This window comes from Nitrospinota bacterium, assembly GCA_009873635.1.
GTDB lineage: Bacteria > Nitrospinota > Nitrospinia > Nitrospinales > VA-1 > LS-NOB.
The window spans coordinates 163,047-188,368 of sequence record WAHY01000004.1 but is presented as its reverse complement, the minus strand read 5'-3'; the positions used below and the strand labels follow the sequence as shown (position 1 = coordinate 188,368).

At 43.1% G+C, this 25,322-nt stretch carries 25 protein-coding genes; 17 read left to right on the top strand and 8 right to left on the bottom strand.

The features are described 5' to 3' along the window. Positions 1-212: 212 nt before the first annotated feature. Complete coding sequence (locus F3741_04555; protein ID MZG30072.1) at positions 213-1,931, top strand: histidine kinase; 1,719 nt, start codon at positions 213-215, stop codon at positions 1,929-1,931. Positions 1,932-2,191: 260 nt separating this feature from the next. Further along, positions 2,192-2,605, top strand: coding sequence for a CBS domain-containing protein (locus F3741_04550; GenBank protein MZG30071.1), 414 nt, complete (start codon positions 2,192-2,194; stop codon positions 2,603-2,605). A 477-nt stretch (positions 2,606-3,082) separates the two neighbouring features. On the opposite strand, the gene F3741_04545 is transcribed toward F3741_04550, so the two are convergent. After that, positions 3,083-3,514 carry an Rrf2 family transcriptional regulator gene (locus F3741_04545; protein ID MZG30070.1) on the bottom strand — a complete coding sequence of 144 codons (432 nt, stop codon included), beginning with the start codon at positions 3,512-3,514 and terminating at the stop codon, positions 3,083-3,085. A gap of 172 nt (positions 3,515-3,686) precedes the next feature. On the opposite strand from F3741_04545, the gene nirK reads away from it, so the two are divergent. The 4 genes from nirK (at position 3,687) to F3741_04525 (ending at position 8,783) form a co-directional block, all read left to right on the top strand. Next, positions 3,687-4,709 (top strand): nitrite reductase, copper-containing, encoded by a 1,023-nt coding sequence (gene nirK, locus F3741_04540; protein ID MZG30069.1) that lies wholly within the window; start codon positions 3,687-3,689, stop codon positions 4,707-4,709. Between the two features lie 205 nt (positions 4,710-4,914). Further along, positions 4,915-6,555 carry an acetolactate synthase large subunit gene (locus F3741_04535; GenBank protein MZG30068.1) on the top strand — a complete coding sequence of 547 codons (1,641 nt, stop codon included), beginning with the start codon at positions 4,915-4,917 and terminating at the stop codon, positions 6,553-6,555. A gap of 18 nt (positions 6,556-6,573) precedes the next feature. Continuing rightward, the gene (locus F3741_04530; protein MZG30067.1) at positions 6,574-7,968 is read left to right on the top strand and encodes an aldehyde dehydrogenase family protein; all 1,395 of its coding nucleotides are present in this window, start codon (positions 6,574-6,576) and stop codon (positions 7,966-7,968) included. Between the two features lie 14 nt (positions 7,969-7,982). Further along, positions 7,983-8,783 (top strand): formylglycine-generating enzyme family protein, encoded by an 801-nt coding sequence (locus tag F3741_04525; protein ID MZG30066.1) that lies wholly within the window; start codon positions 7,983-7,985, stop codon positions 8,781-8,783. A gap of 9 nt (positions 8,784-8,792) precedes the next feature. Here F3741_04525 and F3741_04520 read toward each other — a convergent pair whose 3' ends face one another. Further along, positions 8,793-10,112, bottom strand: coding sequence for an SUMF1/EgtB/PvdO family nonheme iron enzyme (locus F3741_04520; GenBank protein ID MZG30065.1), 1,320 nt, complete (start codon positions 10,110-10,112; stop codon positions 8,793-8,795). Between the two features lie 283 nt (positions 10,113-10,395). On the opposite strand from F3741_04520, the gene F3741_04515 reads away from it, so the two are divergent. From F3741_04515 to F3741_04475, 9 genes are all read left to right on the top strand, one after another. Beyond that, complete coding sequence (locus F3741_04515; GenBank protein MZG30064.1) at positions 10,396-10,764, top strand: tetratricopeptide repeat protein; 369 nt, start codon at positions 10,396-10,398, stop codon at positions 10,762-10,764. A gap of 211 nt (positions 10,765-10,975) precedes the next feature. Then, positions 10,976-11,161, top strand: coding sequence for a hypothetical protein (locus F3741_04510; protein ID MZG30063.1), 186 nt, complete (start codon positions 10,976-10,978; stop codon positions 11,159-11,161). A 52-nt stretch (positions 11,162-11,213) separates the two neighbouring features. Beyond that, a complete protein-coding gene (locus F3741_04505; protein ID MZG30062.1) occupies positions 11,214-11,393 on the top strand; it encodes a hypothetical protein in 180 nt (59 codons plus the stop codon). A 58-nt stretch (positions 11,394-11,451) separates the two neighbouring features. Next, on the top strand, positions 11,452-12,468 hold the full coding sequence (gene aroF / locus F3741_04500; GenBank protein ID MZG30061.1) for a 3-deoxy-7-phosphoheptulonate synthase: 1,017 nt from the start codon (positions 11,452-11,454) through the stop codon (positions 12,466-12,468). 254 nt (positions 12,469-12,722) lie between these two features. After that, the gene (locus F3741_04495) at positions 12,723-15,440 is read left to right on the top strand and encodes an HD domain-containing protein (protein MZG30060.1); all 2,718 of its coding nucleotides are present in this window, start codon (positions 12,723-12,725) and stop codon (positions 15,438-15,440) included. 9 nt (positions 15,441-15,449) lie between these two features. Continuing rightward, positions 15,450-16,118 carry a hypothetical protein gene (locus F3741_04490; GenBank protein ID MZG30059.1) on the top strand — a complete coding sequence of 223 codons (669 nt, stop codon included), beginning with the start codon at positions 15,450-15,452 and terminating at the stop codon, positions 16,116-16,118. Positions 16,119-16,681: 563 nt separating this feature from the next. Further along, positions 16,682-17,260, top strand: a complete 579-nt coding sequence (locus F3741_04485) for an oligoribonuclease (GenBank protein MZG30058.1) — start codon at positions 16,682-16,684, stop codon at positions 17,258-17,260. Between the two features lie 15 nt (positions 17,261-17,275). Beyond that, on the top strand, positions 17,276-17,545 hold the full coding sequence (locus F3741_04480) for a hypothetical protein (GenBank protein ID MZG30057.1): 270 nt from the start codon (positions 17,276-17,278) through the stop codon (positions 17,543-17,545). 34 nt (positions 17,546-17,579) lie between these two features. Continuing rightward, the gene (locus F3741_04475) at positions 17,580-19,640 is read left to right on the top strand and encodes a hypothetical protein (GenBank protein MZG30056.1); all 2,061 of its coding nucleotides are present in this window, start codon (positions 17,580-17,582) and stop codon (positions 19,638-19,640) included. Here the strand turns inward: F3741_04475 and F3741_04470 are convergent. Both F3741_04470 and F3741_04465 read right to left on the bottom strand, forming a co-directional pair. Then, positions 19,610-20,314 (bottom strand): phosphoribosylaminoimidazolesuccinocarboxamide synthase, encoded by a 705-nt coding sequence (locus F3741_04470; protein MZG30055.1) that lies wholly within the window; start codon positions 20,312-20,314, stop codon positions 19,610-19,612. The two genes, F3741_04475 and F3741_04470, sit on opposite strands and share 31 nt — an antisense overlap. A gap of 10 nt (positions 20,315-20,324) precedes the next feature. Then, a complete protein-coding gene (locus tag F3741_04465) occupies positions 20,325-21,620 on the bottom strand; it encodes an adenylosuccinate lyase (protein ID MZG30054.1) in 1,296 nt (431 codons plus the stop codon). A 125-nt stretch (positions 21,621-21,745) separates the two neighbouring features. Between F3741_04465 and F3741_04460 the strand changes: the two genes are divergently transcribed. Together F3741_04460 and F3741_04455 are read left to right on the top strand one after the other, a co-directional pair. Next, positions 21,746-22,240 carry a low molecular weight phosphotyrosine protein phosphatase gene (locus tag F3741_04460; protein ID MZG30053.1) on the top strand — a complete coding sequence of 165 codons (495 nt, stop codon included), beginning with the start codon at positions 21,746-21,748 and terminating at the stop codon, positions 22,238-22,240. Next, positions 22,237-23,109 carry a fructosamine kinase family protein gene (locus F3741_04455; GenBank protein MZG30052.1) on the top strand — a complete coding sequence of 291 codons (873 nt, stop codon included), beginning with the start codon at positions 22,237-22,239 and terminating at the stop codon, positions 23,107-23,109. Before F3741_04460 ends, F3741_04455 begins: the two co-directional genes overlap by 4 nt. Positions 23,110-23,211: 102 nt before the next feature. On the opposite strand, the gene F3741_04450 is transcribed toward F3741_04455, so the two are convergent. From F3741_04450 to F3741_04435, 4 genes are all read right to left on the bottom strand, one after another. Then, entirely contained in the window at positions 23,212-23,973 is a 762-nt protein-coding gene (locus tag F3741_04450) for a hypothetical protein (protein MZG30051.1), read from the bottom strand. A gap of 151 nt (positions 23,974-24,124) precedes the next feature. Then, positions 24,125-24,406 carry a pyruvate ferredoxin oxidoreductase gene (locus F3741_04445; protein MZG30050.1) on the bottom strand — a complete coding sequence of 94 codons (282 nt, stop codon included), beginning with the start codon at positions 24,404-24,406 and terminating at the stop codon, positions 24,125-24,127. 64 nt (positions 24,407-24,470) lie between these two features. Continuing rightward, entirely contained in the window at positions 24,471-25,154 is a 684-nt protein-coding gene (locus F3741_04440; protein ID MZG30049.1) for a ferredoxin oxidoreductase, read from the bottom strand. 19 nt (positions 25,155-25,173) lie between these two features. Next, positions 25,174-25,322 (bottom strand): ferredoxin oxidoreductase (locus F3741_04435; protein ID MZG30048.1); only part of this gene is annotated, 149 nt, incomplete at its 5' end.

Below are 25,322 nucleotides of genomic sequence, written 5' to 3'. Positions count from 1 at the left end.
CCCCCCCCACCCGGGGGGGCGCGGCGGGGTTCCATGGCATCCACCTCCCAGGCGTACGCCTGTCGTCGGGCGCCTGCCAGGGGCCGAAGGGCCTTCAGCGGGCGACGAGATCGGCTGCGGCGAGGCCCGACAGGTACGCCCCTTCGACGCGGGCTCCGGCGAAGACCTCGCCGGCCAGGATCAGCCCGTCGTCGACGGTGATCGCTCCGTCGGTGACGGCCGACATCGTCGACGCCGACGAGCTTCGCGACATCATTAAAAATCAATCTAAAAAAGATGAAAGTCCTGAAAGCGCAAACATAAGAGTGAATGTTGAGCTCCTCGATTCTTTGATGAACCTGGTGGGAGAAGTCGTTCTGGCACGCAACCAGTTCTCGCGAATCATAAATGAAAGTAATGATTCATCTATTTTAGGCACCTCTCAGAGTCTAAGTCGTGTAGCCACCGGCCTTCAGGAAACAGTGATGAAAGCGCGGATGCAACCCATTAAAAATGTCTGGGGCAAACTTCCCCGTATGGTTCGCGATCTTTCCATGAATTGTGGAAACAAAATTCGCCTTGAAATGGAAGGGCAGGAATCTGGTCTCGATAAATCCCTGATCACAGCTATTCAGGATCCTTTGATGAATATCATCAGAAATTCAATCATACATGGCATAGAAACTCCCGAAGAACGTCGTGAGATAGGGAAACCTGAAGAAGGGGTTATCCAACTCCGTGCTAAAAATCAAAATGGACAAATACATATAGAAGTTCAGGATGATGGCCGGGGGATAAATTTCGAAGAGGCCAGAAGCCAGGCAGTCAATGATAAACGGATCACCCGCGAACAGGGGGAATCGTTAAGCGACAGGGACTGCGGGAAACTTCTGTTCATGAAAGGTTTTTCCTTGACCAGGCACAGCCTGATGAAACCAACAAAAGGTAACGGCCTGTCTGATACCCGCGCATTGATTGAAAAAATAGGTGGCGCTCTTGATATTGAAGTGCATCCTGAAATAAGTACCACCTTGAAAATAAAAATCCCGTTAACTCTTGCTATCATTCCCGCATTGATCGTTTCAAATGGTCCAAACCGATTCGCAATTCCACAGGTAAATATAAAGGAATTGATATGGCTGGAAGAAGGTCAACTCCTTAACCAGATTGAGGAAATAACAGGGAGCCAATTCTACCGTTTACGTGGGAATTTATTACCGCTGGTCCATCTAAACAATATTCTCGGCATTGAGCCGGTTGAAGATCGTCCTGATTTGAACATAGTTGTTCTTCAGGCAGATGAATGTCAAATTGGCCTGGTAGTGGAACAAATTCATAATACCGAGGAAGTTGTTGTTAAATCCCTGGAAAACCTGGTAAAGGATTTAAACGTATTTTCCGGTGCCACCATTTTAGGAGACGGGAAAATCGTTCTCATTCTGGATGTGATGGGACTGACCAAAAGTGCCATGATTATTTCTGACAAAAATTCAAAAAGTGAACTCATTGAGTCTGTTTCAAAATCACAGGCAGATGATGAAGCAGAAGAGTCCATGTTGATTGTGAACCTGGGGAACGACCACAAAATGGCAATACGGCTTGCAGATGTAGCTCGCCTGGAAGAGTTATCCAGATCCGATATTGAGTTGTCAGGGGATGTGCAGGTCATTCAATATCGTGATGAAATCATGTCCCTGATTAACATACCCGAGCAGTTTAATAAGCCATTTCAAGTCCCTGAAAAAATTAAAGTGGTGGTTTATATTCATGAGGGGAAAAGTATTGGCCTGATAGTAGAAAATATTCTGGATATTGTTCAAAGTGCAATAGATAAAAAACGCCAAATAAAAGGCTCAAGTTTAATGGGGACTATTATTACCAACAACTCAGTAGTAGACACCATCCATGTGGAAAACTTGATAAAAAAAATTTTTACATCAAGGAAGGATTGAGACAATTTTACGCCGCGAATGGCAAAAAGGGGCTGGAAGCTTTGAAAATCAACCCGCCAGATTGCATTTTTTGAGACCTTCTTATGCCCAACCTACACAAGCTAATCATTTATTCTGACCTCAGTCCTGCTTTACCTAGTCTATTTAAGTTCAAAACCTGTCTTATATTTCTTCCCCCTAACGATATAAAAAAAAGGAATAATCATTAACTATAAAATATCAAACATAATGAAAGGGTATAGTTCTGGGGAGAACATATTATGCATAAAGCTACAGATGAAGCCAAAGACAAGGTCAAGCATTTCGTCAATCCTCCTGCCATTCACATTAATGCCAGGATGTCAGTTTTGGATGCTTGCAAGAGAATGAAGAAACACAAGGTCGGGTCTATTCTGGTTTCTGAAGGGAAGAACTTTGTAGGAATCTTCACAGACGCGGATTTGTTAACAAAAGTCGTTGCCCAAAGCCAGTGGCCTCAAAAAACTCTCGTTACCACAGTGATGACCAAAGAAATGATTTATATTGATTCTGAATCCACTATGGTCGCTGCATTTCTGAAAATGCAGAATCATAATGTCCGTCATCTGGTTGTCAAAGAGGAACACGATGTAATGGGAGTTATTTCAATAAAGGATGTAGCAAAATATTATGTTCACAAATTCAGCGAACATTGAAAGGGGACTTGAGAAACCTGTATTTTTACCCCCTGTTTTTTAATCCCTGCACTTCATCCAAAACTTCCTGTCGTGTCAGTATCCCTTTTTGCTCCAGCAAAGCAATAAGGGCTGAAACTTGAAAAATATTTTCCTGAACAGCTTCTTCCTCACTCATAACATTCTTCTCCTGGTCATCAGTCATACTTCCCCTCTCCGTAATACAAGGCATTTTGTTAAATAGTGCATTCCGGCCAGAAATTAACCTCTCAGCAAATGTGCTTTTAAGGGATTATAATTGAATGTTGAGAAATCTTCCACTCAGCGGCACAATAGTTTTGCAAAAGCCGGTTCGCTTAAAAAACGAGCTACATCGACATACTAAACCAAATTCGAACCGATGGATGGTAAGCCTGGGTAACCTCACACAGTGCTTAATGGTGGAATATCCTCTCTCCTTTCTAAAATGAGGAAGGCTGTATCACCCTTGTGTATTTTTTATCTGGCAACCGATTCACAAAGCGGGATACTTTGGGTCGGCTCGCTCAGTATCAATGCAACGGTCGAAGTTCGAAACAACTCTTCCATACTATCGATCGAGTCGTTCAGCCTCTGATGCAGTCGACAAAGGTTTTTGCCATGGGTTTTCAATTTCAAAGGGCAACTCTTTATATGCTTGATAGGGTCCACTGCATTAATAACATTCAACAATGGCAGGTCTTCTGGAGCCTGAGCCAGAACATAACCCCCATGCAGGCCTTTCTTGGAATAAACCACTTCGTGCTTGGCCAAAGCCAATAAAACTTTTGATAAATAATGTTCCGGAACCTTCGTCCATTTCGCTATCTCGGCTGTTGTATTGGGCTTATCCGGATTCTGGGCCAAACAAACTACAGCCCGTAATGCATATTCTGACGTCTGGGATATCATAATACCTCTTCAACAAAATAATTAAATCTTGACAACAACAATAACATACAATAAAATTTTTCTAAATAAAAGATAAAAATATCTTTTTATCTTTATATAATACTTTACCCTGTCTGACGGATGGTTCTTGAAAAGCATTTTGCGGAAGCAATGATCTTTAAATTGCCAGAAAATGTTCAGCGCACAATGCTTCAAATCTTTCAATACAAGGAGACCTGCCTATGAGAAAAGTTATAACTGCAATAGCGGCAATGGCCATTTCTACCAGCTTTGTAGGAACATCTCTAGCCGGGGTCACAGCAAAATTGACCACCGCCCCAATGTTCCCCCAGCTGTAAAGCGTGCTGCCGATACGGTTGTGATCAATCTGGAAGCCAAGGAATATATTGGTAACCTGGCTGACGATGTAAAGTATAGCTTTTGGAGCTATGGTGGAACGGTTCCAGGGCCCATGGCAAGACTCCGTGTGGGAGACAGCATAGAGTTTCATTTGTCCAACGCTAAGAGCAGCACCCAGCCCCATAACATAGATATTCACGCAGTCAATGGTCCGGGTGGTGGAGCCGCTTTCACTACTGTGGACCCTGGACAGGAAAAAATATTTACCTTCAAGGCCAAGTCTGCAGGTCTCTTCATCTACCATTGCGCGGCAGGTTCTATTGTGGATCATATCTCAAATGGGATGTACGGTCTGATTCTGGTTGAGCCGGAAGGTGGTCTGCCCAGGGTAGACCGGGAGTTTTATGTTATGGAAAGCGAATTTTTCACGACAGACCCTAAGAACGGTGTCTCTGAATTTGACATTCAGAAAGGACTTGATGAGCACGCAACGCATGTCGTCTTCAATGGAAGAGCCGGTGGTTTATTAGGCAAAAACGCTTTGAAAGCCAAAGTTGGTGAAACGGTAAGAATTTATTTTGGCAACATCGGTCCCAACAGCATTTCTTCTTTTCACATTATTGGCGAAATCTTCGACAAAGTGTACAACGAAGGAGGAATTGGTGGTGCCATGGGCAAGGGCATTCAAACAACATTGGTTCCGTCAGCAGGCGCAACGATTGTAGAATTCAAGGTCGATGCTCCGGGTGCCTATGCCCTGGTTGACCACAGTATCTACAGGGTTGCGAAGGGTGCCATCGGGCACCTGGTGGTCGAAGGTATTGAGAACCCGAAAGTTATCCGCCAGGGAAAATGACTCCCCTCTGCTTCCCTGGCGTAAACCGCAATGGCTGAGGGGCTCCTCTTCCGTCATTGCGGTTTTTTTTATTTCCCTCAAGACAATAGCTCATCACCCTCTAATCCTCCCCCCTTACAATTCTTTTGCAATCAGACCCATTACTCAATAGACTGGGCAAAAAAGTTTGGTCTATTCCGTAATTTTTAAACTCGGAGTCTCATATATGAAAGCGTCTGATCTTTTTATCCGCTCCCTCGAGCAGGAAGGTGTGGAATATATTTTTGGAATTCCCGGAGAAGAAAACCTTGATTTTCTGGAATCATTAAGAAATTCGAAAATCAAGCTCATTTTAACCCGCCACGAACAGGGTGCCGGGTTCATGGCCGCAACATATGGAAGGCTTACTGGAAAAGTCGGGGTCTGTCTTTCTACACTTGGCCCTGGTGTGACCAATTTTGTGACATCAGGTGCCTACGCTCAATTAGGTGCCATGCCCATTCTCATGATATCCGGACAAAAACCCATAAAAAAAAGCAAACAAGGTCGTTTTCAAATCATCGACGTCATCGAAATGATGCGGCCAATTACCAAATTCACAAAACAAATAGTGCATGGAAACAATATACCCGTACTTGTTCATGAAGCCATGCGCATTGCCCGTGAAGAAAGACCGGGAGCTGTGCATTTGGAATTGCCTGAGGACATCGCTGCCGAAGATTGTTCCAGCCTGCACTTTGAAATAATATCCACTCGAAGGCCCCAGCCCGATGAAAAAGCACTTGATAAAGCGGTAGAAATGATTGGATCGGCCAAGCATCCTCTCTTGCTCATTGGTGCAGGAGCTAACAGAAACCGCACCTCTGGGGCTCTCGGTAAACTCATTAACAAAACCGGTATTTATTGTTTCAACACTCAAATGGGTAAAGGTGTAGTCGATGAAAATCATTCGCAGTTTCTTGGCACCGCCGCACTCTCTAATAACGACTATCTTCATTGCGCCATTGACCGGTCTGATCTAATTATTAATGTGGGACACGATGTTATTGAAAAACCTCCTTTCTTGATGTCAGTTGGAGGAGCTAACGTGATTCACATTAACTACTTTTCTGCCAATTTCGACGAAGTTTATTTTCCCCAGCTTGAACTCGTCGGAGATATTGCTGGGGGCATTGAGAGTCTGACTCAAAAACTAGAAAAGTCTAAGGACTGGGATTTCAGTTACTTTGAACGGGTTAAAAATGAAGTCGAACTGCATTTAAAAGAGAGAAGCGAAGATGCCCGATTCCCGATAATTCCCCAGCATCTTGTCTGGCAAGTTCGTCAGGCAATGCCAGATGATGGAATCATCGCTCTCGATAATGGAGTCTACAAAATATGGTTCGCACGTAACTATAAAGCCTATTTACCTAACACCGTTTTGCTGGACAATGCCCTGGCAACCATGGGGGCAGGGTTGCCTTCAGCAATCGGCGCGAAAATTGTTCATCCTGATAAAAAGGTGATGGCTATTTGTGGTGACGGGGGTTTTATGATGAACTCCCAGGAAATGGAAACCGCAGTGCGACTGGGTTTAAACCTTGTAGTGATGATCCTTCGCGATGACGCCTATGGAATGATCAAATGGAAACAGGCTGGAATGGGATTTCCCGACTTTGGCCTTGACTACGGGAATCCTGATTTTGTTAAATACGCTGAATCCTATGGCGCAACAGGACACCGCCTGAAGTCTACCGAACAACTGCCCGAACTTCTCAATGAATGCCTCGAGGCAAAGGGAGTTCAACTGATAGAAGTTCCAGTAGACTATTCAGAAAATGAAAAAGTATTGATCGATGAATTGAACGCACGAACCTGCATTTTATAAAAATAAAAGGATAGTTATATGACAAAACGTTTAAAGGTAAATTCGCCATACGATGGTCACCTGATCGCCGAGATTAACCTGGATGGCGCAACACGTGTTGAGGAAGCGTTAAAAACCGCTCATCAACTGGCGGAGAAGCCTGACAAAACTCTCCCGGCTCATCGTAGAATTGAGATATTGGAAAAAACCGCCGACATTGTTCAATCAAAAGTCGAAGAACTGGCACGCCAGTCTGCGGAAGAAGGCGGAAAGCCATTGATCGATTCCCGCGTTGAACTTGATAGAGCCGTTCAGGGTATCCGGGAAGCGGCACAATCTATCAGTCAGTTGACGGGACATGAAGTTCCCATGAACCTGACTCCTTCATCCATGAATAGAATGGCTTTGACCACCCGCGAACCGATTGGTGTTGTTGCCGCCATCAGTGCTTTCAACCACCCCTTTAATTTAATAGTCCACCAAGTAATTCCTGCGGTAGCAGTGGGATGCCCGGTTATTGTAAAGCCTGCACGCACAACTCCCCTCTCCTGCCTCAACCTTGTTAAATGTTTATATGAAGCCGGGCTGCCGGAAGAATGGTGTCAAACAGTTGTTTGTGACAGCTCCCTGGCGGAAAAGCTGGCGACTGATCCGCGCGTAGCGTTTTTGACCTTTATTGGTTCCGGAGAGATCGGTTGGAAACTACGTTCAAAACTCGCCCCAGGCGCACGGTGCGCCCTTGAGCATGGCGGGGTGGCTCCGGTCATCATTGATCATGATGCAGACCTCAAAGATGCCCTGCCCTTGCTTGCCAAAGGGGGTTTTTATCATGCCGGGCAGGTTTGTGTTTCCGTACAAAAAGTATTTGTGCATGAGAAGCTAGTCGATAAGTTTTCAAAAGGACTGGTCAAGCTCGCCGAAAAACTTGTGGTTGGCGACCCGGTCGATGAAAAAACCGAAGTGGGTCCTTTGATCACAGAAAATGAGGTGGCTCGTGTCGATCAATGGGTGAAAGAAGCAAAAAAGAAAGGCGCTAAAATCCTGACTGGCGGAAAAAAAATCGGCAAAACCTGTTATGCTCCGACAATACTTCTCAACCCTTCTGACTCGGCTAAAGTCTCCACCCGGGAAATATTCGGACCCGTTGTTGTTATTTATTCGTTTAAAGACCGTTTAAAAGCAATCGAAAGGGCCAACCTTACCGAGTTCTCTTTTCAGGCAGCAGTGTTTAGCCGAAATATTGACACGGCCCTGGACACTGCCAAAAGAATCAATGCTGCCGCTGTCATGATCAATGATCATACCGCATTCCGTGTTGATTGGATGCCCTTCGGAGGTCGTAAAGCATCCGGCCTGGGGGTTGGGGGAATCCTACCCACTATGATAGAAATGACCGAAGAGAAACTATTGGTATTTAGATCAAAGCTAATTTAGAAAAACAGGTGACCATGCCTTTCCCTGTGATTATCTTTATCTCCCTTTCTCTTTTTGCTTCTCAGGTGCAGAGCGAACCATCACCTTCAAATGCCGAAGGTTCCATGGTCCGCATACCGGCAGGAAACTATAAAATTGGTTTTAAAACTGACCATGCTTTATCAGAATGCGCCAAACATAATGATCCCTGCAAAAGAAAATGGTTTGAAGATGAAGAACCTGTTCATACCATTCATCTTGATTCCTTTTTAATTGATAAGTTCGAAGTCACCCAGGCAGAATTCTCCAAAGTAATGGGGAACAACCCTTCTGAGTTTAAGGGTAGCGATTTACCTGCGGAAAGGGTGACCTGGCAGGAAGCCCGGCAATATTGCAAGTCACTGGGCAAACGTCTACCTACAGAAGCTGAATGGGAGGTTGCCGCTAAAGGAGGGAAAGAAAAAATATATTCATGGGGTAACGAAGTTCAGTCTGGCAAAGCAAATTTTTGCGACAAAAGTTGTGAAAAAAGATGGCATGCAAAACAGTTTAAAGATGGATTCGAAACCACAGCACCGGTAGGAAACTTCCCGCCAAATGGGTATGGCTTGCATGACATGGCCGGCAATGTCTATGAATGGGTATCCGATTGGTATGAAAAAGAATATTACAGGCACTCGCCGGTTAAAAATCCCAAAGGTCCGTTAAAAGGTAAGCACAAGGTCATGCGTGGAGGCTCATGGATTAACTATGCAGTCGGAACAAGACCCTCAGACCGTACTGATGTCAGGCCAGGCAAACGGTTGAACTTTGCCGGTTTTCGATGCGCTAAATAACCCGGCTGTTTAATCCCCGGCACACCTGAACCCGTTGCCATCTGCCTTGAGCTGGAAATGCGCGGCCTTACGGTTGGCGGATCTCATACTTGAAATACCCTGGTTCCAGGCGCCTCCTCTATAAACTTTATAGGTGATGGAAATTGACCCAACGCAATTCGCCCCGCTGCACGCGTTAAGTTCAGGCCTGGGACCTTGCGGATCTTGCTCCGGACTCATCAAATAATAGTTTTCACTAACAGCCATCCAATCCCGCACCCATTCGCTGACATTGCCGGCCATGTCATGCAAGCCATACCCATTAGGAGGAAAAGATCCCACTGGAGCAGAGTTTTTGAATCCATCAGTCAGATCAGGGTTTCGGTTATTGAGGTCGCAAGCACTGTCACAGAAGTTTGCCTCTTTACCGGTGATTTTATCTCCCCAATAAAACTCTCCCACTGTCCCCGCACGGGCCGCGTACTCCCATTCAGCTTCTGTCGGTAATCGTCCACCCATTTTTTTGCAATAGTCGCGAGCACCTTCCCAGGATACCGTGTCCACCGGGAGATCTCCGCCAACGTATTGGGAAGGGTTATAGTCCATCACTGTCTGGAAATATTTTTGCCTCACTTCATATTTCGACATCTTGAAAGGAGATATGCAAACTTTATGGACGGGTTGCTCATCCGGGTCACCCACTTTGCTTCCCATTTGAAAACAGCCACCCGGAACATCAACAAATTCCAGATCTGCTTTCGCCTTGCTGGATGATATTGTTTTTTTTCTAACTTCGGCTTTTAATGCCTCGACCTTCTCTCGAGTCGCCGCAGGTATTCCGGAATACTGAAGTCGGGTACGGCTTTTTCGAAAGAGTTTCATCTTGCCGGCTTTTTTCAGGAATACCCGGTAATGCGGAACAGGCCCTTCATGATCTTTTTTGATGAATTTGCTGAAGGCATCATCTGTTTCAGCTTGTTCATCTACAGCCATCACGGTCTCATCGACCAACTCCGCCTCCAAATCACCCTCTTCAGTATGGACCAGTACATCCCTTCCTGTAGACACAGGTATAGCTAGAATCTTATCCAGCAACTTTTCTGCTTCTACAAACTTTTCCAGCTTTATTTTGGTATCAGCCTGGGCTCTTAACACAATGAAGTTATCCGGTTCATTCTCAAGAATAGCGTTGAAAATTTTCTCGGCTTTATTGTACTCCCCCAACAAAAATGCTTTTTCACCCTCTGACTGGGAACCAGAGTTTTCCCCTGCAAATAAAACACCTGAGTGCCCCATAGCAATCAGGAAAACTAACGTTATAGCGTATAGGTTTGACATGAGACTTTTCATTTGTTCACTATCCAGGTTATTTCAATATTGAAGAAGAGCTAAAAATACTGATGCATTCAATAGTTGATTACATCAATCCCGCCATTCAGGTTCAGACTATTTAATTGCTCAATCACAATCAAATAAAAAATGTTTTAGAGAAACCCGGGTGTAAAATCAATCAATGATATTATTATTTCGGCCAGCGATTTCAAGAATATACCAAATTAATGTTTTCCGTCTTTAGCCTCAACCCTTTTTTCTGCTAGAATGCTGATTTTTTTAAACTTGCAAAAAGGAAACCATGAAAACCTGGGTTCTAGTTTTAGTGATCGCTTTCGGAATCAGCGGTTGCTCAAAAAGTTTATCTGAGCCTCCCTTGAATTTACTTCCCGGAGCCGAGCCTTCGGCAAAATCACGCAACGACCTTGGAATCAAACATTATAAGGCGGGAAGGTATCAAGATGCCCTGCTGCATTTTAATCAGGCAAACTTTGCCGATCCGACCTCGGGAGAAATCTACTTTAATCTTGGGCTGACCTATCTTCAGAAAGGCAAAAAAGAAAAAGCTGTTAAAAGTTTTCGTAAAGCACGCAAGCTGGCTAAGGGAAGCCCTAAAATTCTTCAGTCTGCCATTCTTAACGAGCTATTACTGGATAGTCAGGAGGGGTGAGGCTTTTTTATATTCAGTTTTTCATTCTGGACAGCAAGATTTTGGGAGGGGTCCCAAGAAGTCGGGCGGCACCATCTTTTCCAAAAACTTTCCAACCCGTTTTCTTAAGCGCCATCAAAAAATTTTCCTGATCCCTTAATTTTATTTCATCAAATGTAGCCATCGCTCTTTCGAGTCTCCCGATCTGGATCTGACTGAAGCACACAAATCCATGACAGATGATCGATACCTCCACTTCGCATTCGGTAACACTTATGACAAGTTCGAGTCCACCCTACAGGCTCTCAAGGAAAAGGGAATTGAGACAGACGGCAAGCCTCGAGACCGGGGCATGAGCGTCTCGATTTATTTTCGGGATCCGGACAACCATCAATTGGAAATCAATTTCGCAAAATAAGGGAATGGGATTATGCCTCCCTTTAATAATCAGGGGATGGGCAACCGTGCCCATGATCGGGTTTGATCCCGACGCGGTTTCCCAACTGGCAAACCTGGAGCCTAACTTTATTCCGGTAATGTTAATGCCCATTGGCCACAAGAAAGAAGAACCCCGCCCAAGAGATTACCGCCGACCCGTAGAGGAAGTGGTTAAAATGAATATTCTGGATGGTCAAGGTCTGAAGGGATAGAGCGGTTTATAGAAATATCTGATATAATAACCTTTCTTAATCCCTTGAAAGGCATGTAATGATCATTGTGATGTCTCCGGACGCGACTCCGGAACAACTGGAAAAGGTAAAGGGCACCATTCGGGAGCTTGGTTACACTCCGCATATAATTTCAGGTGTAGAGCGGAATGTTATCGGGGCTGTAGGAGATGAGCGGGGTAAAGACCGTTTGCAATCTATTGAAACCATGGGTGGGGTGGAAAGTGTCTTCCCCATTTTAAAACCCTACAAACTTGCCAGCCGGGAATTAAAGTCCACCCCCTCTGTGATTAAAGCTGGCGGTATTGATATTGGTGGACCTGCTATCGCCATAATCGCTGGACCCTGTTCGGTGGAAAGCAAAGATCAGATATGCACCACTGCAAACCTGGTTAAGGAAGCCGGTGCCAACTTTCTTCGAGGCGGAGCTTACAAGCCTAGAACATCCCCTTACAGTTTTCAGGGAATGGAAGAAGACGGATTAAAACTGCTTGCCGCAGCAAAAGAAGTGTCTGGATTGCCCATTGTTACAGAAGTGATGAATCCCAGGGAAATTGACCTCGTCGCGAAATATGCCGATGTCGTTCAAGTTGGCGCCCGGAACATGCAAAACTTTTCGCTGTTGAAAGAATTGGGAAAGATAGATAAACCTATTCTTTTGAAACGAGGCATGATGAACACCATTAAGGAGTTTCTCATGTCCGCAGAATATGTTCTTTCCGAAGGCAACAGCAACATGATTCTTTGCGAGCGGGGTATAAGAACTTTCGAAACAGCAACCCGAAATACCCTTGATATCAGCTGCGTACCAGTCTTGAAAAAAGAGACCCACCTGCCCATTATTATCGACCCCAGCCATGCAACCGGACATTGGGATATGGTTGAATCCATGTCGCGGGCGTCCATTGCAGCTGGTGCAGATGGTCTGATTATTGAGGTTCATCCTGACCCGGTTAAAGCCTTTTCTGATGGTCCTCAGTCCCTGAAGCCGGCAAAGTTTTCAAAGCTGATGGCACACCTTCGGCCCTTCGCTGAATTGATGGGCCGTAACCTCTAAAGAAAAATCGATTGAGATTGACGATGTTACAAGCCTTTCGGTCTCATCAGATCTTCACCCAATTCCAACCGGTGGATTCAATACTTTTTACGCTGAATCGGCTTTTATAGCAGATATAAAGATAGCTGTTTGTTGCCTGCTAAGCACCGGTAAACCCTTGAATTCCTATAATTTTCAGTTTATTCTGAATCGACAGAATAATCTGCATGGGTTCATTGAGCAGATTCTATAACTTTTTAAATCAGCGCTCCCGAATGAGTGACTTATATCAATCCAATCGTAAACTTGTCGAAACATACCGGCACCAACTACAACAAAAAGTTGTTTCTCTTCACCAGGCAGGACATCCTCCCGACAACACTGATATAGATCCGCAAAAGTTTTATTTAGGCTTTAAAGATCAGGCTATCGATCTTGTTCAAAAAGAAACCGACCTTCTGCAAAAAGAGTGCGCCAAAACTGACAACTGTCACCTGTTATTACTCAAACAAACTGCATTGGTGGATACGCTTATACAGGCAAGTTTCCATTCAGCAGTATGGTATTTCAATCACCAGCATAATCAGAAATGGACTACGCAATCTGTTCCTATAGCCATAGTGGCACGAGGTGGTTATGGTCGAGAAGAAATGTATTTTCGATCAGATGTGGATATCCAGATCGTTTCCCAGTCATCCCTTTCTAAAGACGATAAGTCAACCGCCGAAGAAATCATCAGGCACTTTGAGTACCTGTTTATTTTTCAGGACATTTTTCCTTCATCCAGTAATTCCTGTTACACCGAGAACGAAACATTTGAGCGCGATCTTGATCCCTCCAAGGTTTCAGAGTTCCTGGCACTTTTGGAACACCGCTTTGTAACCGGCAACTCCCTGGTCTATAGCGAATTCAAAAGCTCCATAAAAACTGTCAGCCTGCTTTACCGTGATGAGATTCAAAAGCATTGCCTGAGTCACGAAGGATGCTATGAAGTCCAGAATACAGTTTTTCGACAGGAGCCTAATATTAAGGAAGAAATGCGCCGCCTATACTGGGCATTAGTCTCTGTACGTTTCTTGAAAAATTTGGAGACCAACAACCAATTTGAATTGCTCAATGAGTTATTTACCAAAAATCTTCTGAGCCCACTTGCTTATAAGAACATGCAAAATGGCCTCCACCTTTTATCCCGGGTGCGCTTGTTTCTGCATACCTTCCAGAAAGGAACACTGAAGGATACAATGAGCTATGAAGTTCGGGAAAAAATTGCTCAATCAATGGGTTTCGATGTGAAGACCTTTTTTCAAAAGTATTTTTTTGAAGCCGTTTATCCGCTTAAACGGTTCAGCAGAAACCTCTATTGGGAGAGCATGGCTGCAGACACCCAGAAGAAGAAAAGCCTGTCAGAGTTCTTCTCTCTTAACATGCAGAACCAAATATATTTTGAGAAAGACCCTGAGAGCCTGTACACCCAGGATCCATTATGGCTTTTCAAGGTTTTTATCTGGGTCGCAGAGAGGAATTATTATTTATCCTATGAAGTAATCCGTGCCATTGAGCAGCATGTTGATCAGGCATATCCTATTTTCATGGATGAAAATTCGAAGCTGGAAATCCAAAACTGTTTCAAACGCTATATCAGGGGAAAATATTTTGCCAAAGCACTTCGTTTACTCCACGAGTTTGGAATACTTGGGGACTATTTTATACCAGAGTTCAATAACCTGAAAGGGATGTTGCAGGATATCTATGTTCACAAATTCCCAACGGACATTCATATTCTTTCCGCCCTGGATGTTTTAAATGGACTGGAGTTTCGTGATACCGCCGATCCATTCCTTTCTGAGCTATACCATTCCCAGAGAGATAAAACAGCCCTTAAGCTTGCTGTGTTACTGCATGACATAGGCAAAGGGGCTAAAGTGAGTGGACAGAACGAAGAACTGGTCGGCGCAAGAATGATTCCGCAGATCTTAAAAAATCTGGGCTATCACGACAAACCCAAAAGGGTGGACGATATTGCTTTTCTAGTGGAAAAACATTTGACCATGTATGACCTGATGCTTCTGGATCCGGAAGCTGATGACACCTACGACATGGTGCTCGACCTTGTCAATCATGACAAGGAACGGCTTAAAATGCTTATTCTACTCACCCACGCTGACCGAGGCGGGACAAAAATGGATATGTCCTCCTCACAGATAAAGCAATTAAAGTTATTCTACCAATATACTCTTCATCACAAAAAGCGGGAGAGTGTTCCCAACAACATAAAACTGGAATTCCTGAAGATGGTTCGTCTGCCCCGGGAACTTCAGTCGCAGTTGGAAATTTATTACAAATTTATCAAGACTCGAGAGCCTTTTTTAGCGGAAATGCTTTTTAAACCCGGGCAACCTTCGGAGTTGATCGTCTGCTCAAAGAATGCGCTGGGACTTCTTCATAAAATTTCTGCAGTACTTGCCTTTAACCAATTGGATATTGTTGAAGCAAATATTCAGACTTTACATGACAAAGTTTTTGATGTTTTTAAAGTTATAAACTCTAACGGCAAACCGATTGACTATGGTGATTTCTTTTTTATTCAGCAGCGCATTCAGGAAGACCTGCAAAAAATATTTACCGACAAAGAATCCCTTGCATCCATATTCAAGGGGAGGTCTATTGCCAGTCTCCAGGAGAAACAACACTTCCAGGAAGTTAAACTGAAAATGAAAACTATAGGACGGTCCGTTAAGTTATCGACCCATAATCTGCCCGGCATATTCATGATGGAGACAAAAGTATTTTTAGATGCTCACATGGAATGCCAAAAGGCCGTTCTTCACACTAGCCAGGGAACCGCATCGAATGTTTTTTACCTGCGCCCGGAAGATGTGGAAAAGATAATGAACAATGAAGAGCAGTTTATTCAAACCATTAAAAAATCATTACGCCCCCTGTTAACGGGGGAACCATTATTTTTACAGGAAGAGCTGACACCCAGTTCGTAAACATATACCATGCGTTTTAAATCACATATCATTATAAAAATTATAGTCCTGTGTGTCTTTTTGTTACCTTCGCAGGTTTTATCTGAGGAAGATTATAAAAGCGCTTTCGAAAAAGCACAGAACCTGGACAAGGAGAAGTTTTACGAAGATGCCAAAAGTTATTGGGAAAAAACCATCGAAGCTAGTCCTCCTGCAAACATAGCGCTTTACGCCAAACTGAAACTCACCAATACATACACACGATTGGGTCAATTAGATAAAGCCATTGAGGTTTCCAGGGAACTTACAAAATCCAACCACAACAACTTTGACGTTTGGTTTCATTTTGCCAATGTTCTTGCATCCTCAAAAAAATATGCTCAGGCCACTGAAGCTTTCGAACAAACTATTGCATTAAACCCTGAAGAAGGGCTGAGTCGGGTGGGCCTCGCGTTTGCACATTTTGGTAATGAGAAACCTGATATTGCCATCGAAGAACTCAAAAAAGCCATGAAAACCTTTAAAGCCAACAAAAACATTTCATGGTATCGGGATTGTCGTCTCGCCATCAATCAAATTAAAGGATTTGCCCGTTTTCCTCCTAACTTTGCTGAACTATGGCTTGAAAACAACCTTAAAAGGGTTCAAGAAACTTATATGGAAGCTGTCCTAAATCTGGAAAACCTGCTGCATCAATAAGCACCGCCTCTATTGGGAAATCTAATAGATTCCACACCGCGATTTATCCACTAAAACCTGCACAGGCAACATTAAAAATTTTTAATGTCGAATTAATACTTTTTTAATACTAATTTTATAGAATTCGTACAGTACTTTTCTCCTCCTTTCGGGGGGAACGGGTTTGGCTCCATGATCAAATCTTTCCCCCGTCTCCTCCACTATAGGGGAACAAGCGGTTTTCCAAGCCCGCTTGTTCCCTTTTGTTTTAATCTTTATAAATTTTCAAACCCTCATATTAGATTTATTACAAATCTTCATATTAATAGAATACAGCTAACTCCACCAGCAATTCATCAAGCCAACAACCAAATTCAACAATGGACCATATATTCAATCATTTCGCTAAAGAAGGGTTCATATTTTCATTAATTTAAGATACAATGCGATTTTAATTCATAGGATTAACGCTACCTCTTCAATTAAGGTTGAGCAAAACATCTTTCTCAGACCTATGTAGCTTCCTTATGCTTGGAATTTTTAAATTTAATAAAACTTCCAGCAGCAAATAAAACCTTATTTTTATGGCTAAAAAATCTAAATACAACCTGGTCTGGATGGACCTGGAAATGACCGGTTTAGATGCTGAAAAAGAAGTCATCATCGAAGTCGCAACTTTGATAACCGATAGTGAATTAAATGTTCTTGAAGAAGGGCCCTGCATCGCCATTCATCAACGTGATGAAATTCTGGACAACATGGATGAATGGAATACCAAGCATCATAATGCATCGGGACTCGTTAAGCGAGTTCGCGAATCATTGATAGATCAAAAGGAGGCTGAAAAAAGGACTTTGGATTTTATTAAGAAATACTGTCCCAAAGGCACATCTCCATTATGTGGAAACTCCATTCATCAAGATAGAAAATTCCTCGGCAAATATATGAAAGAGCTGCATGATTATTTGCATTATAGAAGTATTGATGTGACCTCAATAAAAGAACTGGTCAACCGCTGGTATCCGGACGGGCCTAAATTCCCCAAAAAAAGTAATGAGCACATGGCCCTGATAGATGTCCGGGAATCTCTGGAGGAACTGGTTTTTTACCGTCAGCATTATTTCATAGGTCGTGAAGCAAGTATTGCCCAGCCTGTAACCTGAAAATATAAGTAGGAAATGAGTAAAGGCACTATTATCACCCTTGTTTTTCTAGCCTTCGTTGCCAGTGTTTCTATTGACCTTCTCTGGACTGGCAATAAATACCAATGCGAAATATGCATTAAATATAAGGACCAGATCGTCTGCCAGGAAGTAAAAGGCATGGCCAAGGACGATACTATCATGACAGGAATGAGCACCGCTTGCGCGAAAGTAGCAAATGGCATGACAGAATCCATTGAGTGCCAGGCCCAACCTCTCGAAAAAATGGAGTGCAAAGAAATTTAATTTTCGGTTTTAAAAACCAGAAGGAAAAACAACTTTGAAACATCAAAGTATTTTCTCTCCCTCCTCTTATAAGCTCTTCGGCTACAGTTTCTTAATACTTTTTTTCGAACTCGCATTAATCCGTTTCATACCGTCTAATGTCAGAGTCACTGCCTATTTTATAAATCTCGTTTTAATAGCCGCTTTTCTCGGGATGGGTATCGGGCTGATACGGGTTAAAAGCGAAAAAAACCTCACACATTTTTTTGCTCCTTCGTTACTTTTACTAACTGGAGCCTGTGTCTATTTCAGCAACATTATAATACCCCCTCCAACCTCTGGAGAAACCATCTATGCCAGTTACTTTGACCTGTCAACACAGAGCAGGGAATGGGGAATGGTTCCTGTCGTCTGTGTCTTTTTTGTCCTTTCAGCCCTTCCTTTTATCGCATTAGGCAATGCAATGGGGCGAGAGTTTAAAAACTTTCCTGCACTTCAGGCCTATGCCATCAATACAGCAGGGAGTCTGGCCGGACTCCTGATCTTTTCCTTGTTGAGCCATTTTTCCACCCCGCCTCTAGTCTGGTTTGCATTCGGTGGAATTCTGTTCCTTCTTCTGGCCGGGAAAGGGCAAAACACTATCCTCCCAATTCTGTGCCTTGGGATAATAATTTACATGGTTCAAATCCTTTCTCAAAAAGACCATGAAATATGGTCTCCCTACTACAAAATCAATCATTACCGAAATCAGACAGCAACCTCCATTAGTGTCAACGGCTCTCTTCATCAGCACATGTTAAATTTCAATTCACCTTTAGAGTCTCACAAAACTGATATTGATAAAATAAAACAGCAATATCAGCTTCCATACCGATTTGCTAAAAACTGGCAAGATGTGTTGATATTGGGAGCAGGGTCTGGCAACGACGTACACCTGGCTCTAGAGCAAGGTGCAAAGAGTATTGACGCGGTTGAAATAGACCCGGCTATCTGGAAAATTGGCAAAGAGCTAAATTATCATAAACCTTATGATGATCCTCGTGTAAACATATACATTAATGATGCACGGGCATTCCTCAAGACATCCAGAAAAAAATATGACGTCATCATACTTGGTACATTGGACAGCCAGACCCTCTTGTCAGGCAAGTCATCTATCCGTCTCGACAATTACATTTATACAGCCGAATCATTTCAGTCCATAAAAGAACATTTGAAACCAGATGGAGTGGTGATTTTGTATCACATGTCCTTGAGTAAAAATATACCCATCAAACTGGCTAAAGTCCTGATGGATGTTTTTGGGGAACATCCTTTAATGCACTTTGAAGACAAACATTTGTTGTTCAATTTTACCTTTGTTGCCGGATCCAGGGGACAAACAGTGGAAGACTTTACTTATTTCTTCAAAGAAATAAAGGATAAATCCGCTGATTTTATCTCCTCGCCAACTGATGACTGGCCTTACCTTTATTTGGATCGTCCGGGCATTCCATCTCATTACCTTAAAGCCGGCGGCATTCTACTTTTAATTTCATTGATCTCGGTCTATGCGGCAACAGGCAGGAAGAGTATAAAAAAAGCTGACTGGACCTTATTTCTGTTCGGTACCGGTTTTTTATTACTGGAGACTAAAAGTGTTACTGAAATGTCTTTATTGTTTGGATCAACCTGGCAGGTCAATGTTTTAGTTTTTGCGTCCATCCTTGCATTAATTTTTTTTGCCAATCTGCTCATCCTTCAAAAAGGACCTTTTGACAAAACCAGAATATTTTTCACCCTGTTCTTTTCAATCGGAGTCTGCTACGTCGTACCCACCCATACAATTTTAGGATTACCATTAGCTGTCCAATGGTTCTTCGGGGCTTTGATCACTGCGGTACCATTATTTTTTTCGGGAATGTTATTCTCGCAGATTTTTGTCGACAGGCAGGAACCCACAAAATCTCTGGGATACAACCTTATGGGGGCTATTTGCGGGGGGTTATTGGAATACAGTTCCATGGCACTCGGAACCAAAAGCCTGTATGCGCTGGCTTTGATAATCTACATATTGGCTTTTCTTATTCACGGGCGTGAACAAAGTCAGTCACAAATCAAGTCATACACCTCCTGATACATTTCTTCTACTTTCCCCAGGTCGAAACGAAAACGATCTTTATCCATTTTCTCATTAGTGTCCGAATGCCATAGGCGGCAACCATCCGGACTGATCTCATCTCCCAAAAGAATCTCGTCCTTATGTCTGCCAAATTCCAGTTTAAAATCTACCAGGCGTATATTGCGTTCCTGAAAGAATTTAACCATCAGGTTATTGACCTTCATTCCTTCTGATTTTAAAAATTCCATTTCCTGTTTGGTCGCCCACCCAAATACATCAATATGGTATTCATTGATCATAGGGTCACCAAGCGAATCACTCTTGTAATAAAACTCCAAAATCGGTTTTTCCAGTACCTGCCCTTCCTCAATACCCACCCTCTTACACAAACTGCCTGCTGCAACATTTCGCAAGACCACTTCCACAGGAATGATTTCCAGCTTTTTTACAAGCATTTCGCGGTCATTGAGATTTTTTACGAAATGCGTTTTGATGCCTTCGCCTTCAAGGTATTGAAAAATACGGCTCGACATATGGTTATTCATCACACCCTTATCAACAATGGTCCCTTTTTTCTTGCCATTGAAGGCCGAAGCATCATCCTTAAAGTATTGAACCATCAAACCAGGATCAGATGTGGTGTAAAGAATCTTCGCTTTACCCTCATAAAGTTTTTCCAAGCGTTCCATAATTCACTTATTAATCTTTGAAGACCCTTTTAAAAATCCGGTCTATATTTTTAAATTGGGTTTTTAATTTAAAAGTCTTGTCTATTTCCGAAATGGATAAGAGGTTTGTTATGTCCTTGTCTTTTTTCAAAAGCATTAAAAAATCTTTTCCCGTTGTCCAGCTTTTCATGGCATTTCTCTGCACCAGTTTATAGGCCTCTTCACGGGTGATACCTTTACGCACCAAGGCAAGCATCACACTTTGAGAATATATCAGGCCACCTGTCTTTTTCAGGTTGTGCATCATATTATCCGGATAGACGATCAATCCATCCATCAGTTTGGTCATTTTTCTCAACATATAATGGATTAAAATCGTACTATCCGGCCCAATCACCCTTTCTACAGAAGAATGACTGATATCCCGCTCGTGCCAGAGAGGAATATTTTCCATCGACGCAAAAGCATTTGCCCGCACAATTCTGGCCAGGCCGGACATTTGCTCAGAAACTACCGGGTTACGTTTGTGCGGCATGGCTGATGAACCTTTCTGTCCCTTTGAGAAAAACTCTTCAGCCTCCAAAACTTCCGTCCGTTGCAGGTGGCGAATTTCAGTAGCAATTTTATCTATCGTTCCGGCAATAATAGCCAGTGTTGAAAAATACTCCGCATGACGATCACGTTGAATCACCTGGCTTGAAACCGGAGCTGGCTTTAATCCCAGTTTTGCACAGACATATTCTTCAACATCAGGATCAATGCATGCAAAAGTTCCTACCGCCCCAGAAATTTGGCCGTAAGAAATCGTTTTTCGGGCTTTTTTCAGACGCTCAATATTACGCTTAACCTCTTCATACCAGTTAGCTACTTTCAATCCAAAGGTCAAAGGTTCTGCGTGAATACCATGTGACCTACCAATGGTGGGAGTATGCTTGTGTTTCTTCGCCTGTTTTTCCAAAACATCCCTGAAGGCCGAAAGTTCTTTCAAGATCAACGTGGCAGACTGCTTCATCTGCACCGCCAATGAGGTATCCAGAACATCTGAAGACGTCATACCCATATGCATATACCTGGCCGATTCCCCTACATGCTCCGCCACACAGGTTAAAAACGCAATCACATCATGCTTGACTTCCCGTTCAATTTCGTCAATGCGTTCCACGTTAAATCTGGATTTAGTTTGAATGTCCTTCAAGGCGGATTTAGGGATCTCCCCTTTTGCGGCCAGGGCTTCGCAGGCCAGAACTTCTACTTTCAGCCAAATTTTAAACTTATTTTCGGGCTCCCATATGGAAGCCATTTCAGGCATTGAATATCTTGGTATCAAAGGTCTGCTTCCTCAAAAAATCGGTCGGAAATAAAAGTTCCTGTTGAATACGCGTTGAACAATTATTTATTATGGTAAAAATAATTTGTGCACATCTTAAACGCAATTGTCCGGTAAATCAATATATGAACTCAACGGTTGAAGTCTGTTTTGTATGTCTTGGAAATATTTGCCGATCTCCGCTTGCCCAGGGTGTATTTGAAGCCCTTGTCAAAAAGGAAGGCCTGCAAGATCAGGTAATTATTAGTTCTGCTGGAGTGAGTGGCTGGCACGTTGGCAGTCCTCCCGATGCAAGAATGCAGGAAACGGCCCGGTCACACGGTATTCAACTCAATAGCCGTGCGCGACAATTCCAGTCCTCTGATTTCAGGCAAATGGACCTTGTTTTAGCCATGGACCACAGCAACTTGAGCGCTCTGCAACAAATGCGACCCAAGTCAGAACTACAGAACAAACTGTTTCTATTTCGTTCCTTTGATCCAGAAAATAATGGTGATTTTGAAGTTCCCGATCCTTATTATGGAGGCAACGAAGGTTTTGAAACCGTTTATCAGATGGTGGAGCGCACCTGCCCGAAAGTTTTAGAGCATTTACAATCCTTGCTTGCCAGAAAAGCATGAATTCGGAAATCTGCGAACTTCTGGAACCCGTTTTCGGCCAGAAAGTGACCGTGCAGTCCTCTACTGCTACAGGAGGAGGATGCATAAACCAAACCTATGTTTTAACACTGGATAATAGGGAACGGGTATTTCTGAAACAAAATGATCGTCCCCCACAAAACTTCTTCGCCGCAGAAGCAAAAGGGCTAAAAATTCTTACACAAGCTGACCAAGGCCCTAGAATCCCCCAACCTCTGGCTTTGCAAGATTCTACAACTCCCCGATTCCTTATTATGGAATACATTGAAGAATCTGCGCCTGCGGCAGACTTTCCCGAACACTTTGCTCAATCTCTGGCCAATCTTCATAAAGTCACCCAGAGTCACTTTGGCCTCGAGCATGATAATTATATTGGCTCAACTCCGCAGAAAAATGTTCCCACAGAAAATGGAATTGATTTTTTCCGCGACCAGAGAATAAGAGTTCAGCAGGAGATAGCGCGTGATTCCAGAAAGCTTCCTGTTTCGACAGATAAAAAACTAAGCAAACTTTGTGAAAGGCTTGGGGACTATCTCGATATTTCCGGTGAAAAACCGGCACTGCTTCATGGCGACTTGTGGTCTGGAAATTATTTTCCCGATAAAAACCAAGTTCCCTGCATCTTCGATCCTGCCATATATTTTGGGTTGCGTGAGGCTGATTTAGCCATGACCGAACTGTTTGGCAGACTACCGCAGAAATTTTATCACGCTTATCAGGAATCGTTCCCTTTGAATCCAGGGTATGAGGAAAGAAAAGACCTGTACAACTTGTACCACCTTTTGAATCACCTGAATCTTTTTGGTGGATCCTATCTGGGCTCGGTCGAACAGGTGTTAAAAAGGTACTGAGGGATAACATTCCCTTATCAGGAAAAGGGCAAATACCTACTATGCTGGATTGATGATTGAATGCAGACTTAAGCTATGGCGGGCGGGTCATCGCCTGCCAGGTTAGAAACCTCCACCGATCTTAGCAATAAACGTATTCAACTCCCTTTCGATTGTACCATCCCAGTTTTTTAACTCATTCGTTAATGTGGCGTAAACTGCTTTACCTTCACTCATTTCAAGAGCGCTCGCAATGCTAACAATTATTCTGGAGCCATACCGATCTACCAACCCATGTTCTTCAGCGGCACGGAAGGCTAAATCTGCCCCAAGGATCATAGCCCAAGCCTGTATAACAGATACCTGTGTCGATTCTCTGAACCTTAGAGCATCTAATTCTTCCATATAGGTTTCCGCATCGATTTCACCCGATTCAAATTTATCGATCAATTGTTTCAAGTTTTCTTCTTTCGATTCCAACTTCTGGAATATATATTCGAAAAACTTTCCTTCGGATTTTTTTAGTTCTTCTATATTCCAGGGACATGTAAATTCCAACTCCTGTGAAGTACCAGCTCGGTTATCTTCTCTTTCAATTTTATAAAGACATTTTGGACATCGCTTGCCAGAATCATGATTGAACTCACCACCACATCTACAAGCGGCCAAAACACTTTGAAAGCCCAATGCCAGAACCTCATTTTTTAATCCCAAAACTTCACGAAGGGCAATTCGCACAGGATTCGATCGTGCCACCACAAGGTATTCGGAGCATAAAGAACAATATATTTTATAGGAGTTTTTTCCCTCTTCAGGTTCTATAACTGGCTCAAAAGTTTCCGGGCAAATAGAGCAATGCACTTCTTTCTGAAACGTATCAACCATTGAAATGTTCCTATGAAGAGTTTATTCAACCAAATGAGAGCTTGTAAGATAAGATGTTACAAATTACTGCAGGTTCTAAATAATTAACCCTATTTCGGGTAAAAAAAATGCCTATGGCCACTAAGGCCATAGGCGACTTTAAATTCTTAAATTATCCGGAATAGGCCTGTCCCAATGCAGCCGTCTCGGCTTCCTTACCCCCTTTAATAACCTTTCCAGTAGTTGGATCTACCGGAAACATTGTAATCGCGTGATGGGTACTACAAACAACTTTGCATAAATCACAGCCCTTACACCGAGGTTCAATTACCAAGGCCTTAGTCGTAGATTGATCCAGCAAAATACAGTCTGCTTCAGGACAATACATGATGCACAGTCGGCAACCTTTCTCTGCGATACATTTTTCATTATCTACCCAAGCTACGTTATACACTCGAAGACTCTCCTCATATAATAAAGGTTAAAACACTTTACCGACAAATTGCATCCTACCTAAGTTAAACTTCTACTAAATTCAAATTCTGCTTTTCAGCCCAATCAGAAGACATTTTATAGGATTCAGTAATACAATCCAAGTTGGCCTTGAGTAGCATTTCTTTTTTGGCATATTTCTTTTTAATTGCTTCGTCAAGTGTAGCAGTTCCTCCTGACGCAACATATCTTTTTCCAAAACGATCCTGCAAAGCACCATCTAGAGCTTCCAGACTAACTACTTTTGTCACCCCGGCACAGGCACCAATCATAGCCATGTTAGTTGAAAGCTCGGTTTTCCCAATTTCCAGCGCCAGTTTGGTGGCATCATGATTGAGTACAGCAACATTAATATCTTCTAAACGCTTATGGTCTTCATCTGATAACAGATCATCACTTGTATTGATAATGACCAATCCGTTCTCCTTAATACCAGAGTAAAACGGAGCTGTGTAACTCTTTTGCATGGTAATAACCTGAGGATGGAACACCATTATGACATCTGGATAAACCAATTCGCCTCGGTCATAAATACGTTCAGACCCAATTCTGGCATAACTTTCTGCAGGAGCCATTCGCTTTTCAGCACCAAAAAAAGGATTTGATATAGAATATTTACCATCCTTATTTGCTGCCATAGCTAGAAGATGCGCGGCGGTTACCGCACCCTGCCCACCTAAACCGGAAATTCGGATATTCATCCTGCTCATAGTATTTCTACTCCTATTCTTAGGCTTTAACCGGCTGTTTCGCTTTAGCCGCTTTTTTTCTAGCCTTGGTTTCTTCTTTAATGGAATCCAGTAATTTCTGGGCTTCGTCCGTTATGTATTCTTTCTGAACAAACCGACCACCAATGGTCTCAGATTCCTTCATTTCAT